Below are 16,223 nucleotides of genomic sequence, written 5' to 3' on the forward strand. Positions count from 1 at the left end.
CCGAAGCCGGGGTCACGCCTCGGCGATGGGCAGGGTCGCGTCGTCGCGCAGCAACAGCGGTATCCGGTCCAGGGGGGCGTCGACCGTGACCGTGGTGCTGCCCTCGTAACGGACGCCGGTCCAGGCGCACCTCCAGCGGGCGCCGCGCGGCAGGTACACCTCGCGGGCGACGGCCCCGGCCCCGGTGACGGGGGCGACCAGCAGGTCGGGCCCCAGCAGGTACTGGTCGGTGACGGTCCAGCACGCGTCGTCCGCGGGGAACTCCAGGAACAGCGGGCGCATCACCGGCAGGCCCTCCCGGGCGGCGGTGCGCATCTGCTCGGCGACATAGGGGCGGATCCGCTCGCGCAGCCGGAGGTAGCGGCACATCACCTCGTAGGCCTCCGGGCCGTAGGACCAGACCTCGTTGGGGCCGCCGGTCATCTCGCCGCCCAGCGGCAGCCAGGGCACCCGGAAGCCGTGCAGCCGGAAGATCGGGCAGAACGCGCCGAACTGGAACCAGCGCACGATGACTTCGCGGTAGGCCGGGTCGTCGGGGTCGCCGCCGTGGAAGCCGCCGATGTCGGTGGTCCACCACGGGATGCCGGAGAGGCCGATGCTCAGGCCGGCCGCGATCTGGGTCCGCAGGGCGGCGAAGTCGGTGCCGATGTCGCCGGACCACACGGCGGTGCCGTACCGCTGGCTGCCCGCCCAGGCGGAGCGGGCGAACGACATGCCGTCCGTGTTGCCGGAGGCGGCCATGCCCTCGTGGAAGGCGCGGGCGATCTCGCGCGGGTAGAGGTTGGCGACCTCCTGCCCGTGACCGGCGTGGTAGCGGAGGTTGGCGGGGTGGGCCGGCTTCATCTCCGGCTCGCAGGCGTCCAGCCACCACAGATTGATGCCCATTTCCTGGTAGTTGCGCCGGACCTTGTCCCAGACGTACGCGCGCGCCTCCGGGTTGGTCGGGTCGAGGAACGCGACGCTGATCCGGCTGTCGGAGCCCTTGTCGATCCAGGTGGCGTGCGCGGCGGTGCCGTACTCGTTGGCGGCGAACAGCCCACGCCGTTCCATCTCGTCGTAGTTCTCACTGGACTGGTTGACCGAGGGCCAGATGGACACCATCAACCGGATGCCCAGCTCGTCGAGTTCGGTGACCATGGCGGCCGGGTCGGGCCACTCCTCGGGGTCGAACTTCCAGTCGCCCAGCCGGGTCCAGTGGAAGAAGTCGGCGACGATCACGGACATCGGCAGCCCCCGGCGCTTGTGCTCGCGGGCCACCTCCAGCAGCTCGGCCTGTGTGCGGTAGCGCAGCTTGCACTGCCAGAAGCCGGTGGCCCACTCGGGGAATTCGGGCGCGTGGCCGGTGGCGTCGGCGTAGTGGCGCAGGATGTCGGCCGGGGTGTCGCCGGCGGTGATCCAGTAGTCGATCTGGCGGGCGCTGTCGGCGACCCAGCGGGTCCCGCTGTCGGCGAGTTCGACGCGGCCCACGGCGGGGCTGTTCCACAGCAGGCCGTAGCCGCGGCTGGACAGCACGAACGGGATGGTGATCTCCGTGTTGCGCTGCACCAGGTCGACGACCGTGTTCTTGCGGTCCAGCCGGCCCTGCTGGTGCTGGCCGAGGCCGTACAGCCGCTCGCCCTCGTAGGCGGCGAAGTACTGTTCGAGGCGCTGGTGACCGTGGCCGACCGGGGTGTGCACGCGGGTGCCCGGCCACCAGAAGTGCGCGCGGCGTTCGGCGAGGAGTTCGCCGTCGTCGCCGGTGCGGGTGAAGCGCAGCTCGCCCTCGGCGGTGATCTCGGCGGTGAGCCGGCCGTTGACCACGGTGGCGGGCGGCAGCGCGTCGGTGGGCGAGCCGAGGCCGTTCTTGAAGACCCGCCGCCCGGTCAGGTCGGGGACGGTGATCCGGGCGGCGCCGGGCGCCGGGCGGTCCAGCAGGGCGCCGGGGATGTCGTCGCGGACGGCGCCGAGGACGGCGCGGACCCGCAGCGCGTCGGGGCCCCAGGGCTCCACGCGCAGCGTCTCGTGCCGGCCGCGCCATTCGAGGCCGCCGTCGTGTTCCCGGAACATGCTCGCCATGATCTGGCTCTCCTGTGCTTGTCGTTGTGCGTGGTGGCGTCGGGGGCGTGCGGGAGGCATGGGGGTGTCCTTCGGCAGGGTGCGGGTGAACGGCGGCCTGCCGGAGGCCCTGCCGCGGCCGGCGGTGGGTCAGTGGGAGCGGGGCGGGGCGGTGCTGGCCCGGGCGGTCAGCCGCGGGGCGAGGAGCACGGTCCGCTCCCCGGCCCGGCCCGGCTCGTCCATCAGCAGCTCGACGGCCCGCGCGGTCATCTCGGCGGCCGGCACGGAGACCGAGGTCAGTAACGGACTGCCCGCGGTCGCCACGGCGTCCGAGCCGACGGCCACCAGGGACAGGTCCTCCGGGATCGCCCGGCCGAACCCGCGCAGCAGCGGCGCCAGATGGGGGGTGGCGGCCTCGTTCTGCACGATGATGGCGGTGGTCTCCGGCCGTTCCTGGAGGACCCGGGTGAGCGTGCCCGCGGTGTTGTCCCAGTCGCCCTCGCAGGGGCGGTGGGTGAGCCGCACCCCGCGGGCGGCGGCCCGCTCGGCCGCGCCGGCGGCGGTGCGCTCGGCGAAGCCGGCCCGGCGCCGGCAGGCGGCCCCCGGGGCGCCGAGCAGGACGATCTCGCGGTGGCCCAGCTCGGCGAGGTGGTCCACGCACAGCCGGCCGGCCGCGCGGAAGTCGAGGTCCACGCACCGCAGCCCGGCCGGGTCGCGCGGCAGCCCGAGCAGCACCGTGGGGACCGGCAGCCCGCGGACGGTGTCCAGGCGCGGGTCCAGGACGCCCACGTCCATCAGGATCAGCCCGTCCAGCAGCGCCGCGTCCAGGATGCTGTGCTCGTGCTCGTCGGTGAGCAGCAGGACGTTCCGGTCGTAACGGCGGGCCGCGACGCTCGCCGACAGCATGAACTCGGCGAGCAGCGGCCGGTGCGTGCCGTCGTCCACGCGCACCGCCAGGCCCAGCGTCCGCGACCGGGCGGCGGACGGGGGCCGGTAGCCCAGGACCGCGATGCTGTCCAGCACCCGGCGCCGGGTGGGCGGCGAGATGGACCGCTTGCCGCTGATCACGTAGGAGACGGTGCTGACCGCGACCCCGGCGTGCCGGGCCACATCGGTGATTCCGGTCACGGCCTGCCTCCTCACCAAGTCGGAACGTCCCCGCCGAATCCCGTCGAAATATTTCGACTCGGCGGGAGCCGGTGCGCCACGCATGCGGCGTCGGTGACATGAGTACGCCGGAAATTTCCAGGTGTCCAGTGGCGGAATTCGCTTTCGACGGATTTCGATGTCCGATTCGATTCCGGGACCTGCGATCCTGCTGCGGCACTGCGTTTCCGCACCGAAAGCCACGACGAGCGCGAGGAGATTTCGATGACACCGCCGCCGGACACCCTGCGGGCCCTGGTCGACCGTCTCGTCCCAGCCGACGACCACCCCGGCGGCTGGGCGGCGGGCATCCGGGAGTTCCTGCCGGGCGCCCTGGCCGGCCACGCCCGCGCGGACGCCCCGCTCGTCGACGCGGGCCTGGCCCGGCTGGACGCGGAGGCCGCCGCGCGGCACGGCGCCGCCGGCTTCGCCGCGCTGCCGCCCGAGGCCGCCGACGCCGTCATCGCCGACCTCCTCGAGGACCGCCCGGCCGCCGACTGGGGCGAGGTGGCGCCCGCGGCGTTCCTGCGCGCGGTGATCCGGCTGTGCGCCCAGGGCTACTACGGCGACCCGGGCAACGGCGGCAACACCGGCGGCGCGACCTGGCGCGCCATCGGCTACCGCCCGGGCCCCGAGGACGAGCCCGAGCCGGACCGGACGCCCCCGCCCACCATCGCGTGGGCGGCGACCCGGGACAGGTACGACGCCGTCGTGGTCGGCTCCGGCGCCGGGGGCGGCGTCGCCGCCTGTGTGCTGGCCGAGGCCGGTCTCACGGTGCTCCTCGTGGAACGCGGCCCCTGGCTCACCGCCGCCGACCTGCGGCCGGACCATCTGCGCAACCAGCGCATGGTCCTCGCCGTCAACGGCGGCCTGGACACCCCGGCCGGCCCGCCCGCCGCCGGCAACCCCCGCGTGATCGCCGGCCCGGCAGGCGACGAGGTGGTGTGGCCGGCCGACCCGCGCTGGAGCAACAACGCCATGACGGCCGGCGGTGGCACCCGCGTCTTCGGTGCCCAGGCGTGGCGGTTCTGCCCCGAGGACTTCACGATGGCCACCACCTACGGCGTTCCCGAGGGCAGCTCCCTGGCCGACTGGCCGCTGACGTACGACGACCTGGAGCCGGAGTACGACCGCGCGGAATGGGAGATCGGCGTCTCCGGCGACCCGGCCGGGAACGCGTTCGCCGGCCGCCGCACCCGCGGCTACCCCATGCCGCCGGTGCGCCCCAACGGCACCGCGCGCGTCCTGGCCCGCGGCGCCCGGGAGTTGGGCCTGCGGACCTCGCCGGTGCCGCTGCTGGTCAACTCCGTGCCGCGCGACGGCCGTGGCGGCTGCGTGAACTGCGGCGCGTGCGTCGGCTTCGGCTGCCCCGGCGAGTTCAAGAACGGCACGCACAACACCGTCATCCCGCGCGCGGTCGCCACCGGCCGCTGCGACGTGCTCACCGGCGCCCAGGCCGAACGCGTCGTCACCGGCGGGCCCGGCGGGCGCGTCACCGGCGTGGCCCTGGTCGCCGAGCGGGACGGGCGGACCGTGCGCCGCGAGGTCGTCGCCGGCCACGTCGTGCTCGCCGCCGGGGCCGTCGAAACGGCCCGCCTGCTCCTCAACAGCGCCTCCGAGCGGGAGCCGCGCGGGCTGGGCAACAACCTCGACCAGGTCGGCCGCAACCTCCAGGGCCACCTCTACGCGGGCGCGCACGCCCTCTTCGACGAGGCCGTCCAGGACTGCGTCGGCCCCGGCCCCAGCATCTCGACCAACGACTACCGGCACCACAACGCCGGAGTGGTGGGCGGCGGCATGCTCGCCAACGACTTCGTGCCCACCCCCACTCAGGTGTACGCCACGCTCACCGGGCTCGGCGTCCTGCCCGCCTGGGGGGCCGCGGCCAAGGCCGGCATGCGCGAGCTGTACCCGCGGCTGGCCCTGGTCGCCGGCCCGGTCCAGGAGATACCCAGCCCCGCCGCGCGGGTCACCGTCGATCCCGGCACCCGGGACCGTTTCGGCGTCCCCGTCGCCCGCCTCGGCGGCAGCCCGCACCCCGAGGACGGCCGCACCGCCGCGTTCCTCGCCGAGCGCGCCGCGGCCTGGCTGACCGCGGGCGGCGCCCGTTCGGTGTTCGGATTCGGGACGGTGGCCACCGGCGTGCCCAGCGGCGGCCAGCACCAGGCGGGCACCTGCCGGATGGGCAGCGACCCGGCCGCCTCGGTGACCGACCCCTGGGGAACGGTGTGGGGCCACGACAACGTGCACATCGCCGACGCCTCCCTGCACGTCACCAACGGCGGCGTGAACCCCGTGCTCACCATCCTGGCCCTGGCCTACCGCGTGGCCGGGCACATCGCCCGGTCATGACACCTCCGCCGCCGGCGGCCGCCGCGCCGGCAGCGCGGGGGAGGCGGCCAGCAGCTCCCGGGTGTACGGGTGATCCGGCGGTGAGCACCTCGTCGGCGTCGCCCCGTTCCACGATCCGGCCGCGCATCGCGGAGTTCCTGCGGCCGGGGATGACGACGGTGCTGCTGTATGTGGCGCCGACGCCCCAACTGTACGCGCGGCCCGACCGGTTGCCGCAGGTGCTGGCCGCGCTGCGGCCGGATGAGCCGGGACCCGCCTGGCGCGGCACGCCCTGGTGACCGGGGCGCGCGCGGACAGCGCGAAACGGCCCGCGACCCGGCGCCCGCCGGCACCCGCGCCCGCGCCACCGACCTACCGGATCGCCGTCCTCGGCGGAGAACGGACGCTCGGCACCTTCCTGTTGACAGAGCTCGCCGACCGGGGCCACCGCGTCACCTCCATGCGGCTCGACACCTCCCCGCCCCCCTCGGACCGCGATCTCCACACCGCCCTGCGCGATGCCGACGTGGCCGTTCACCTGGCGGATCCCCGTTCCCCCGACGACGCCCTCGACCGCATCGCGGGCAGTGCGCGGGCGGCCGGCGTCCGGTCCGTCGTCGACATGCGCGTCCCCGGCTCGGACGGCCGCCCCGCGCCCGAGGCCCACCCGGCCTCCGACGGCGGACCCGCCGTGACCCGGCTCCGGCTCGGCGTGCCCTACGGCCCCTATGTGGCCGACAACTCCCTGCTCAACGACCGGGTCCGGCGGGCTGTCGAGGGCCGGCCGGCACCAGAGGGCTCGCCCGGTCCGGACACCGTCCAGCTCATCCACGTCGAGGACGTCGCCAACGCGCTGGAGAGCGTCATCGCCTCCCGAACGGCCGCGCCGTCCCTGGACCTCTGCGCCGACGAGGCCGTCGGCACCTCGCAACTCGCCGGAATCATCCGGGACATGGTGAACGGGACGGCCACCGACGCGGTCGAGCCCGACCCGGCGGACGCCGGCCCCGCGGCCCTGTGCAACGCCCGCGCGCGGGCCGAACTCAACTGGGCCCCCGCGTCGATCTCGCCTCGGGCGTCAAGAGCGTTCTCCACTGGCTCGCCTGGTCCTCGATCTCCGTCTAGGGCCTGTATCGAGTTCCCGGTCGGATCAGCCCGCGGCGTCAGACGCGGTGCCCCCCCAGGCCCTTGGGGGCCTGGGAGGTACCCCCAGCAAGGCACCGGATCGCAGCTCATACCCGGCCGTATTCGCGCGATTCGGCTGGGGGCACCTCCCAGACGGAGTCTGGGGGAGCGGCGAGGTGCCGTGACTGGCGTCGCGGGCCCGGGCGGGAACTCGATACAGGCCCTAGTTCCCCGCGCCAACGAGATCGCTCCGGCCGCGGACCTTTCCCGCGTACTCGGGCGCCATTGCCGCGAGATGGGGCACCGGTTACGTTTGACCGTGTCCGCGGTCACGTCTCGTCGTCGCGCCACGGCCGGGCGCATCGCGCGGGAACGCGCTTCGGAGTGGGGAAGGACACCGTCATGGCGCACCGCGGGGACCTCGTCGGCTCGCACCCGGAGGGTCTGCCGGCGCCGCCGGTGCGCGACTTCCGGGGTGCGGTGGACGCGCCTCTGACCCTGCAGTGGCCGGCCGGCCACCGCGTCGTCGTCTCCGGGCTGCCCGGCAGCGGCAAGTCCACGCTGATGCGGCGGGCGGTCGTCGACGACGGCACGCTGATCCGCGTCGACTCCCAGGAGGCGCGGGAGCGCTGGGCCCGGCGGCTGCCCGCCTGGCTGCCCTACTCCGTCTACCGCCCGGTGGTCCGGCTCGCCCATTACGCCGGGCTGTGGCGGGCGTTGCGGTCACCGGCCGGTGTTCTCGTGCACGACTGCGGCCGGATGGCCTGGGTGCGCCGCTGGCTGGGCCGGGACGCCCGCCGCCGTGGCCGGGGTTTCCATCTGGTGCTGCTCGACGTGCCCGCCGAGACGGCCCTGGCCGGGCAGCGCGACCGGGGCCGGACGGTGTCCCGGCACGCGTTCGCCGGGCACCAACGGGCGCTGGGCAGGCTGATCGCCGAGGTGGCGGCGGGCCGGCTGCCCCCGGGGTGCCATTCGGCGGTGCTGCTGGACCGGCCGGCGGCCGACGCGCTGGACGGCATGGTCTTCGCCAAGCCCGGGGTTCCGGCCGACGACGGTCAGCCGATCGCGTAGATCAGCGACGCCAGCGCGAAGCCGCTGACGCTGATCGTCGTCTGCATCACGGTCCAGGTCATGAGCGTCGTCTTGACGTCCATGCCCATGAACCGGCCGACGAGCCAGAAGCCGGAGTCGTTGACATGGCTGGCGACGACCGAGCCGGCCGCCAGGGCCAGCACGATCGCGGCCAGCGCCACGGCGCTGAACTCCCCGCCGGACATCACCGGTTGGATCAGCCCGGCGGCCGTGGTCAGCGCCACGGTGGCCGAGCCCTGCGCGACGCGCAGCGCGGCGGCGATGACATAGGCGGCCACGATGACGGGCAGGCCGGTGTCGGCCAGGCTCTCGGAGAGCGCGTCGCCGATGCCGCCCGCCCGCAGCACGGCGCCGAACATGCCGCCCGCCCCGGTGATCAGGATGATCGAGCACACCGGGCCGAGCGCCGAGTCCGTCAGCTCCGTCACCCGGTCCTTCCCCAGCCCGCGCCGGGGCCCCAGCACATAGCTGGCCACGAGCACGGCGACGAGCAGCGCGACCGGCGCGGAGCCCAGGGCCCGGGCCAGCGCGTACCAGCCCGCCTCGCCGCTGACCCAGCCCGCGGCGCGCGCGGCGTCCAGGCCGGTGTTGGTGAAGATCATCACCAGCGGGAGCAGCAGCAGCCCGATCACCGTGCCGGGCCGGGGTGGTTGCTGCTCCGGATCCCGTTCCACCTGCGGTCCGCCGCTCAGGATGTCCGGCACCGGCAGCACCACGCGCCCGCCCACCCACAGGCCGAACAGATAGCTGGTCACGTACCAGATGGGCGGGGTGATCACCAGGCCGAGGACGACGACCAACCCGATGTCCGCGCCCAGCAGTTCCGTCGCGGCGACCGGGCCCGGGTGCGGCGGCAGGAAGACGTGCATGACGGAGAACGCCCCCGCCACCGGCAGCCCGTACCGCAGCACGCCGCCCCCGAGCCGCCGCGCGACCGTGAAGACGATCGGCAGCATCACGACGAGCCCGGCGTCGAAGAAGATGGGGAAACCGAAGATGAGCGAGGCCACGCCCAGCGCCATCGGCGCCCGTTCCTCGCCGAAGCGCCGGATCAGCGCGTCGGTCAGCGACTGCGCGCCGCCGGTGACCTCGATGAGTCGGCCCAGGATGGCGCCGAGCCCGACGAGCAGCGCCACGTTGCCCAGTGTGGTGCCGAAGCCCTCGGTGAGCGTCGGCACGACGTGCTCGGCGGGGATTCCCGCGGCGAACGCCGTCAGCAGGCTCACGGTGATGAGCGCCAGGAAGGCGTGCAGCCGCAGCGCGACGATCAGATAGAGCAGCAGGGCGATCGCGGCTCCCGCGATGGCCAGCAGAGGTCCGGCGGACAGGGTCTGCACCCACTCGTCCTCGGGCGGCATGGGCGGGCTCCCTCGCTCGTTGGGGCCGGGACCGGTGAGTCGCCGATTCGCGGGCGGAAAGTATCACCGTTCGCAACCGGGCGGAAGAGGGCAGGTGTTGATCTGATTCGGTCGCGATCCGGAACGGCAGGCGCGCGGCCGGTGCCACGCGCCCGCCGCCGGGGCGGGAAGGCTCAGCGGGAACGCTCAGAAGTCGAAGTCGTCGACGTTCTCCGCGTCGAACACCGTCGGCGGGCCCAGGACGACCACACCGTCGGCCTCCACGGTGAACTCGCCCAGCTCACCCGCCTCGAACGTCTCGCCCTCCGCGCCGGTGATCCGGCCCGAGGCCAGCGCGGCGCCCGCGTACGCGGCCAGATAGCCGAGGTCGGCCGGGTTCCACAGGGCGAACGCCTCGACCGTGCCGTCCCGGACGAACTCCCGCATCTGGTTGGGCGTGCCCAGCCCGGTGAGCGCCACCTCGCCGCCGAACTCCGAGCCCGACAGATACCGCGCGGCGGCGGCCAGCCCGACCGTGGTCGGCGAGATGATGCCCTCCAGATCCGGATACGAGCGCAGCAGGCCCTGCGTCTCCTGGAAGGACTTCTCGTCCTCGTCGTTGCCGTACGCGACCGTGACGAGCTCGATGTCGGCGTACTCCGGCTCGGCCAGCTCCTCCTCCATGAGCTCGATCCACGCGTTCTGGTTCGTCGCGTTGGGCGTCGCCGACAGGATCGCGATCTGGCCCGCGCCGTCGATCTGTTCGGAGATCAGCTCGATCTGCGTCCGCGCGATGCCCTCGGCCGTCGCCTGGTTGATGAACAGGTCGCGGCACTCCGGGTTGGTGTCCGAGTCGAACGTCACCACGCGCGCGCCCTCCTCCCGGGCGCCGTCCAGCGCGCCGCAGACCGCGTTGGGGTCGTTGGCGGAGATGGCGATCACGTCGGAGCCCTGCTGGGACAGGGTGTTGATGTAGCTCACCTGGGAGGAGGCGCTGGCCTCGGACGGGCCGGTCTCCTTGAACTCCCCGCCGAACTCCTCGACCGCCGCCCGGCCGCCCTCGTCGGCCACGGTGAAATAGGGGTTGTTGACCTGCTTGGGCAGGAACGCGACCACCAGGTCCTCGGCGATCGGGGCGTCGGGATCGGCCGTGGCGGTCGATTCCGCGCCCGCGTCCCCGGACTCGTCGTTGTCGTCGCGCGTCGTTCCGGAGCACGCGGCCGTGGCGAGCAGCGCCGCGAGCGCGACGGCCGCCGCGCCGGCCCGGGAGGTGCGACTGAGACTGCGCTTGGGCATCGGAGAATCCCTTCCTTGTTCCTACGGGGTATGAGCCGAGGAGTCGGCCGGGGAACGGTCAGGGGAACGGGGGGAGCCGGCGGGGGAGCGGCCCAGCCGGGCGCGCAGCAGCGCCACGGCGTTCGGCACCACCACCGAGAGGATCAGCAGCGACCCCGTCACGATGTCGAGCGTGTCGGAGCGCACGTCGGCCAGTTGGAGCGCGTTGCGCAGCGTGCCCAGCAGCAGCACTCCGGCGCACACCCCGGCGAGCGTGCCGCGCCCGCCGAAGATGGACACCCCGCCGAGCAACACCGCGGCCACCACCGCCAGTTCCAGCCCCTCGCCGTTGTCGGCCCGGGCGCTGGCGTACCGCAGCGTCCAGTACACGCCCGCCAGGCCGGAGACCGCCCCGCAGGCGACGAACAGCCAGAACTTCCGGCGGACCACCGGGATCCCGGAGAACCGCGCGGCCTCCGCGTTGCTGCCGATCGCGTACAGCTCCCGGCCGAGGGGCGTCGCGTGCAGCACCACGCCGAAGACCACGGCCAGCACCCCGGTGACCACCATCACCCAGGGCAGCGCGCCGCCCGGCGCCGTGGCCGTCGCCGCGTCCGTCCAGTCACCGGGGAAGTCGGCCACCGCGCGGTCGCCCAGCACCACGAACGCCAGCCCCCGGTACGCCGCCAGCGTGCCGATCGTCACCGCCAGCGACGGCAGCCCGAACACCGTCACGAACAGCCCGTTCACCGCGCCCAGCGCGGCGCCCAGCGCCACGGCGGCCACCACGATCAGCTCCAGGGGCAGCCCGGACAGCCACAGTTGACCCATCACCGCGCTGCACAGGCCCAGCGTGCTGGCCACCGACAGATCGATCTCCCCGGTGACGATCACCAGCGTCATCGGCAGCGCGACCAGCCCGATGGCCACCGCGTCCAGCAGCAGGAACTGCGCGTTGCGGCCGGTGGCGAACTCGTCCACCAGCAGCCCCGAACCCACCACGACCAGCAGCAGCGCGGCCACCACCGCCGTGTCCCACCGGCGCAGCAGCGGGACCAGCCGGCCGCCCCGGGCGACCGGCGCGCCCGGCTCCTGCGGCTGTGCGTAGAGCGTGTCATGCGCCATGAGCGGTCCTCCCCGTCGATCGGATCGCGCGCGCCGCGAGCCGCGCCGCGAGCAGCCGGTCCAGCCCGATCGCGGCGAGGATCAGCGCGCCCACCACGGCCTGCTGCCAGAACGGATCCACCCGCAGCACCGCCAGCGAGCTGCCGATGGTGGTCAGCAGCAGGGCCCCGAGCGCCGCGCCCCAGACCGTTCCGCTGCCGCCGAAGATGGCCACGCCGCCCACCACCACCGCGGCCACGACCTGGAGTTCGATGCCGGTGCCCACGGTCGCGTCCACCGTTCCGTACCGGGCCGCGTGCAGCACCCCGGCCAGGCCCGCCAGCGAGCCGCTGATCAGGAACGCCAGGAACACCCGGCGGCCCACCCGGATCCCCGACAGCCGGGCCGCCGCCGGCTCGGAGCCGATCGCGTACAGCTCGCGCCCGCTGCGGTAGGACCGCAGCCAGGTGGCGACCACGCACAGCACCGCCGCCGCGACCAGCGCCAGCACCGGCACGCCCAGCAGCGTGGCCGTGCCCAGGTCGAGGAACGAACGCGGCATGTCCGCCGCGTTGATCTGCTCGCCCGACGCCCACGAGTGGTCCACGCCGCGCAGCACGTACAGCGTGCCCAGCGTGATGACCAGCGCCGGCACCCGGGCGGCGGCGATCAGCGCGCCGTTGAGCAGCCCGCACAGCGCCCCCAGCCCGACGCCGGCCGCCACCGCGACCAGGATCGGCGTGCCGGGCGCGGCGACGAACAGCTTGCCCGTGGCGAACGCGGTCAGGCCCAGCACCGACCCCACCGACAGATCGATGTTCCGGGTGATGACGACCACCGTCTGCCCCACCGCGAGCACCACCAGGATCGACGCGCTCAGCAGCACGTCGCGGATGCTCTGGGCGGACAGGAAACGGGAGTTGTCCGCGGCGGTCACCGCCACCAGCAGCGCCAGCGCCAGCGCGACACCCAGCTCGCGCACCCCCGCGAGGCTCCGCACGCCGCCCGCGCGCGGGGCCGGTGCCCGCTCCCCGGCCGCCGTTGCCCGGGTCTCCTGAGCCGTCATGCCGCCTCCCCCGCCCGGCCGGTGGCCGCGAACATCACCGACTCCTCGGTGGCCTCCGCCCCCGGCAGGTCGGCGGTGATCCGCCCCTCGCGCATCACCAGCACCCGGTCGGCCATGCCCAGCACCTCGGGCAGCTCCGAGGACACCATCACCACGGCCATGCCCTCGGCGGCCAGCCGCGACATGATCCGGTGCACCTCCGCCTTCGTGCCGACGTCGATGCCCCGCGTGGGCTCGTCGACGATCAGCACCTTCGGCTCGGTGGCCAGCCACTTGGCCAGCACCAGCTTCTGCTGGTTCCCGCCGGAGAGGGTGCCCACCGGGTCGCCCGGCCGGCCGTGCTTGACGCGCAGCCGGCGCGCCCAGTCGTGGGCGGCGCGCCGTTCCGCGCGGGCCGAGAGCAGGCCGAACCGCGCCAGCGGGCGCAACCGGGTGAGCGCGGCGTTCCGTTCGACCGACAGCTCCATCACCAGCCCCTGCTGGCGCCGGTCCTCCGGCACCAGCGCGACGCCTCGCGCCATCGCCGCGGCCGGGGAGCCCGGCAGCAGCCGGCGGCCGGCGACCCGCACCTCGCCCCGGTCGTAGCGGTCCACGCCGAACACGGCGCGGACCACCTCGCTGCGCCCCGCGCCGACGAGCCCGGCGAGCGCGACGATCTCGCCCCGGCGAACGGTGAACCCGACGTCCTCGAACACCCCGGTTCTGGTCAACCCCCGGACGTCCAGGACCACTTCGCCCGGCTCGACGTCCTCCTTGGGGAACAGTGCGGAGACCTCCCGGCCCACCATGCGGCGGATCACGGCGTCCACGGTGACGTCCGCGACGCGGTCGGTGGACACCCACGCCCCGTCGCGCAGCACGGTGATGTCCCGGCACAGGGCGAAGATTTCGTCGAAGCGGTGCGAGATGAACAGCACGGCCGCGCCGCGCTCGCACAGGCCCCGCACGACGGCGAACAGGCGCCGCGCCTCGACTCCCGACAGCGCGGCGGTGGGCTCGTCCATCACGAACACCCGGGCCCGCAGGGACAGCGCCTTGGCGATCTCGACCAGTTGCTGGTCGGCGATGGACAGGCCCCGGGCCGGCCGGCCCGGGTCGATCGCGACCCCGAGCCGGGCGAACAGGGCGGTCGTGGCCGTGTGCATGGCGTCGCGGTCGATGCGGCCGAGGCGGCGCGTCGGCTGACGGCCCATGAAGATGTTCTCGGCCACGGACAGGTCGGGAAAGAGGGTCGGTTCCTGATGGATCACGGCGATGCCGGCGGCGCGGGCCGCGGCCGGGTCGTGCAGTACGACCAACCGGCCGTCGATCTCCACGCCGCCGGAATCCGGCCGGTGCACACCGGCGAGCATCTTGACGATGGTGGACTTGCCGGCGCCGTTCTCCCCGGCGAGGGCGTGCACTTCCCCTGCGTGGAGGGCGAGGGACACGCCCTTGACGGCGGCAACGGCGCCGAAGGACTTGGCGACATCACGTAGTCGGAGCAGAGGCGGGGTGGGGGCGGGGCCGGACATGGCGCTCCTTCTTCCACACGATCTTCCCCATGCAGCTCGAACAGGATGCGGCTCGAACGCGACGAACGAGCGTGAAACGATTCAAGTTCGCGGGGGAAGTTAGACGTGATGTCCGGAAGCGTCAAGGGGGTGCGGCCCCGCCCGGCCGGAGTTCCCGGTCGCCGCGGGGGGAGGGGGCTAGGGCCTGTATCGAGTTCCCGGTCGGATCAGCCCGCGGCGTCAGACGCGGTGCCCCCCCAGGCCCTTGGGGGCCTGGGAGGTACCCCCAGCAAGGCACCGGATCGCAGCTCATACCCGGCCGTATTCGCGCGATTCGGCTGGGGGCACCTCCCAGACGGAGTCTGGGGGAGCGGCGAGGTGCCGTGACTGGCGTCGCGGGCCCGGACGGGAACTCGATACAGGCCCTACGGCAGCCGGTCGTCGCCGAGGTCGAGGTCGGCGACCGTCACCGGGAGCCCGGTGGCCAGGGAGCGGTTGCCCGCGATGCCGACCGAGACGGCCCTGATGCCGTCCACGATGCCGGCGGCGCGGCCGAGCGGGTCGGCGGGCCCCTCGCGGAACAGCGCCCGGAACAGTTCGGCGTCGCCGCCGCCGTGGCCGCCGTCGGCCTGCGGGATCTCCACCTCGCGGGCCGGCTCCCAGTGCCGCTGGAGGATCAGCCGCTCGCTCTCCTCCCGGGCGCCCGCGACGGCCGCCGCGTCCTTCACCGCGCTCGGGTCGACGACCGCGGGCCGCGCCGCGTCCGTGATGACCGCCGCGCGCTCCACCACGTCGAGCTCCGCGCGGCCCTCGGTGCCGTTGATGGCGACGCGGTAACCCTCCCAGGGGCTGTGCGCGTTGAGGCCATAGCTCAGCGAGGGGCCGCCCGCGTAGTCCACGACGAGCGCGAGGTTGTCCTCGATGGTGATGCCCTCGCCGAAGACGTCGCGGTCGCGCAGATAGCCGTCGTGGTGCTCGGCCTCCAGGTACATCCGGCGCAGGGTCTCGTCGCTCCGCAGGTCGAGCAGGAACGGGTCGGCGGCGCTGTTCTCCGTCGTGCCGCGCTCGGGCCGCGGGCCCAGGCTCCGGCGGGCGGCGTTGGCGGCCCCGTAGAAGCGCAGTCCGCCGGAGGCGTACACGCGGCTGGGCACGTCGTCTATCCACCAGTTGACGAGGTCGAAGTGGTGGGACGCCTTGTGTACCAGCAGCCCGCCGGAGTTGGGCTTCTCCCGGTGCCAGCGGCGGAAGTAGTCGGCGCCGTGGCTGGTGTCGAGCACCCACTCGAACTGCACGCTGGTGACCTCGCCCACCGCGCCCGAGGCCACGAGTTCGCGCAGCGCGGCGTTCCTCGGCGAGTAGCGGTAGTTGAAGGTGATCACCAGATCGCGGCCGCTCTCGTTCAGGGCGTCCACGATCAGCCGCGTTCCGTCGGCGTCCGTCGCGAGCGGCTTCTCCACGATCACGTCGGCGCCGGCCCGCAGCGAGCGGGCCACGAGGTCCGCGTGGGCGTGGTCCGGGGCGGTGACCACGACGCGTTCGATCCGCTGCTCGCCGATCATCCGCTCGAGGTCGTCGGGGCTCTCGTACCCGGTGGGTGCGGCCGCGCCCGTGCCGAGGCCGGCGATGAGGTCCTGGTAGAAGTCGAGCCGGCCGGGGTTGGGGTCGAGGAGGGCGGCGAGTTCGGCGACGTCGCGGTACTCCCCGCACAGCCCACGCGCATACTCCCGTCCCCGGTGTCCGGTGCCGATGAGCGCGTACCGCTTGCGCCCGCCGTCTGTCGAAGTCGGACTGGTCAACGCACGTTCCTTTCCTGGCGTCGGCATCCGTTCGGATACCCCCAGCACCCTAAGGACGATCGCGTCGATTGGTGAAGTAACTTGCGGGTTTCTGTTGGATCGCGCTCCCCGGATCCACCATTTTGCATTCTCTGTGCACTTGGGTTGTCACCTCCGAACTGCCGGCCATGACCGCCGCGGTGCCCCTGTGGGGCACGGCGTGGATTACTCCGAGGCCGAGGTCAACGCGATCCGCGGCGAATGGTTAGACAACTGCGTGAGCCTGCGCCGTGTCCCCGTGGACGAGGGTCTGTTGCGCGGAAACGAGTCCGGCACCACCGGGCGCGTCTGACGGATAGTGCGCGTAGTGGCCGGCGAACGTCCGCACCAGCGGATGTCGCCGCGTGGGCCTGGCGCGGGCACGCCCGCCGGCGCGTTCTGCCGT

General features: G+C 73.8%; 12 protein-coding genes. 4 read left to right on the forward strand and 8 right to left on the reverse strand.

All coding sequences use genetic code 11. From position 1 onward, the window contains the following. Positions 1–12 precede the first annotated feature (12 nt). Positions 13–2,055, reverse strand: coding sequence for a glycoside hydrolase family 31 protein (locus tag RM590_RS12840; protein WP_311704633.1), 2,043 nt, complete (start codon positions 2,053–2,055; stop codon positions 13–15). Between the two features lie 129 nt (positions 2,056–2,184). Continuing rightward, on the reverse strand, positions 2,185–3,162 hold the full coding sequence (locus tag RM590_RS12845) for a LacI family DNA-binding transcriptional regulator (RefSeq protein ID WP_311704634.1): 978 nt from the start codon (positions 3,160–3,162) through the stop codon (positions 2,185–2,187). Positions 3,163–3,405: 243 nt separating this feature from the next. On the opposite strand from RM590_RS12845, the gene RM590_RS12850 reads away from it, so the two are divergent. The 3 genes from RM590_RS12850 to RM590_RS12860 all read left to right on the forward strand — a co-directional run bounded on the left by RM590_RS12850 (position 3,406) and on the right by RM590_RS12860 (position 7,707). Next, positions 3,406–5,532, forward strand: a complete 2,127-nt coding sequence (locus RM590_RS12850; protein ID WP_311704635.1) for a gluconate 2-dehydrogenase subunit 3 family protein — start codon at positions 3,406–3,408, stop codon at positions 5,530–5,532. A gap of 80 nt (positions 5,533–5,612) precedes the next feature. Further along, positions 5,613–5,810 (forward strand): hypothetical protein, encoded by a 198-nt coding sequence (locus RM590_RS12855; protein ID WP_311704636.1) that lies wholly within the window; start codon positions 5,613–5,615, stop codon positions 5,808–5,810. Positions 5,811–7,038: 1,228 nt separating this feature from the next. Beyond that, entirely contained in the window at positions 7,039–7,707 is a 669-nt protein-coding gene (locus RM590_RS12860) for an AAA family ATPase (RefSeq protein WP_311704637.1), read from the forward strand. Here the strand turns inward: RM590_RS12860 and RM590_RS12865 are convergent. The 6 genes from RM590_RS12865 to RM590_RS12890 form a co-directional block, all read right to left on the reverse strand. Beyond that, positions 7,692–9,086 (reverse strand): GntP family permease, encoded by a 1,395-nt coding sequence (locus tag RM590_RS12865; protein WP_311704638.1) that lies wholly within the window; start codon positions 9,084–9,086, stop codon positions 7,692–7,694. The genes RM590_RS12860 and RM590_RS12865 overlap by 16 nt on opposite strands. Positions 9,087–9,272: 186 nt before the next feature. Beyond that, positions 9,273–10,361 carry a rhamnose ABC transporter substrate-binding protein gene (rhaS, locus tag RM590_RS12870; protein WP_311704639.1) on the reverse strand — a complete coding sequence of 363 codons (1,089 nt, stop codon included), beginning with the start codon at positions 10,359–10,361 and terminating at the stop codon, positions 9,273–9,275. A gap of 21 nt (positions 10,362–10,382) precedes the next feature. Next, positions 10,383–11,465, reverse strand: coding sequence for an ABC transporter permease (locus RM590_RS12875; RefSeq protein ID WP_311704640.1), 1,083 nt, complete (start codon positions 11,463–11,465; stop codon positions 10,383–10,385). Next, positions 11,455–12,510, reverse strand: coding sequence for an ABC transporter permease (locus RM590_RS12880; RefSeq protein ID WP_311704641.1), 1,056 nt, complete (start codon positions 12,508–12,510; stop codon positions 11,455–11,457). The genes RM590_RS12875 and RM590_RS12880 overlap by 11 nt, the downstream gene beginning before the upstream one ends. Next, positions 12,507–14,024: a sugar ABC transporter ATP-binding protein gene (locus tag RM590_RS12885; protein WP_311704642.1), complete on the reverse strand. Its 1,518-nt coding sequence runs from the start codon at positions 14,022–14,024 to the stop codon at positions 12,507–12,509. Before RM590_RS12885 ends, RM590_RS12880 begins: the two co-directional genes overlap by 4 nt. A gap of 404 nt (positions 14,025–14,428) precedes the next feature. After that, positions 14,429–15,799, reverse strand: a complete 1,371-nt coding sequence (locus tag RM590_RS12890) for a Gfo/Idh/MocA family protein (RefSeq protein ID WP_311704643.1) — start codon at positions 15,797–15,799, stop codon at positions 14,429–14,431. Between the two features lie 199 nt (positions 15,800–15,998). Between RM590_RS12890 and RM590_RS12895 the strand changes: the two genes are divergently transcribed. Next, entirely contained in the window at positions 15,999–16,130 is a 132-nt protein-coding gene (locus tag RM590_RS12895) for a DUF2087 domain-containing protein (RefSeq protein ID WP_311704644.1), read from the forward strand. The last annotated feature ends 93 nt before the right edge of the window (positions 16,131–16,223 follow it).

The sequence above is a fragment of the Streptomyces litchfieldiae genome, assembly GCF_031845365.1.
GTDB lineage: Bacteria > Actinomycetota > Actinomycetes > Streptomycetales > Streptomycetaceae > Streptomyces > Streptomyces litchfieldiae.

What these genes read in the sequence shown, in the direction of transcription:
- RM590_RS12840 (WP_311704633.1), bottom strand. Translation starts at nt 2,055, where the DNA reads ATGGCGAGCATGTTCCGGGAACACGACGGCGGCCTCGAATGGCGCGGC.
- RM590_RS12850 (WP_311704635.1), top strand. Translation starts at nt 3,406, where the DNA reads ATGACACCGCCGCCGGACACCCTGCGGGCCCTGGTCGACCGTCTCGTC.
- RM590_RS12860 (WP_311704637.1), top strand. Translation starts at nt 7,039, where the DNA reads ATGGCGCACCGCGGGGACCTCGTCGGCTCGCACCCGGAGGGTCTGCCG.
- RM590_RS12865 (WP_311704638.1), bottom strand. Translation starts at nt 9,086, where the DNA reads ATGCCGCCCGAGGACGAGTGGGTGCAGACCCTGTCCGCCGGACCTCTG.
- rhaS (WP_311704639.1), bottom strand. Translation starts at nt 10,361, where the DNA reads ATGCCCAAGCGCAGTCTCAGTCGCACCTCCCGGGCCGGCGCGGCGGCC.
- RM590_RS12875 (WP_311704640.1), bottom strand. Translation starts at nt 11,465, where the DNA reads ATGGCGCATGACACGCTCTACGCACAGCCGCAGGAGCCGGGCGCGCCG.
- RM590_RS12880 (WP_311704641.1), bottom strand. Translation starts at nt 12,510, where the DNA reads ATGACGGCTCAGGAGACCCGGGCAACGGCGGCCGGGGAGCGGGCACCG.
- RM590_RS12885 (WP_311704642.1), bottom strand. Translation starts at nt 14,024, where the DNA reads ATGTCCGGCCCCGCCCCCACCCCGCCTCTGCTCCGACTACGTGATGTC.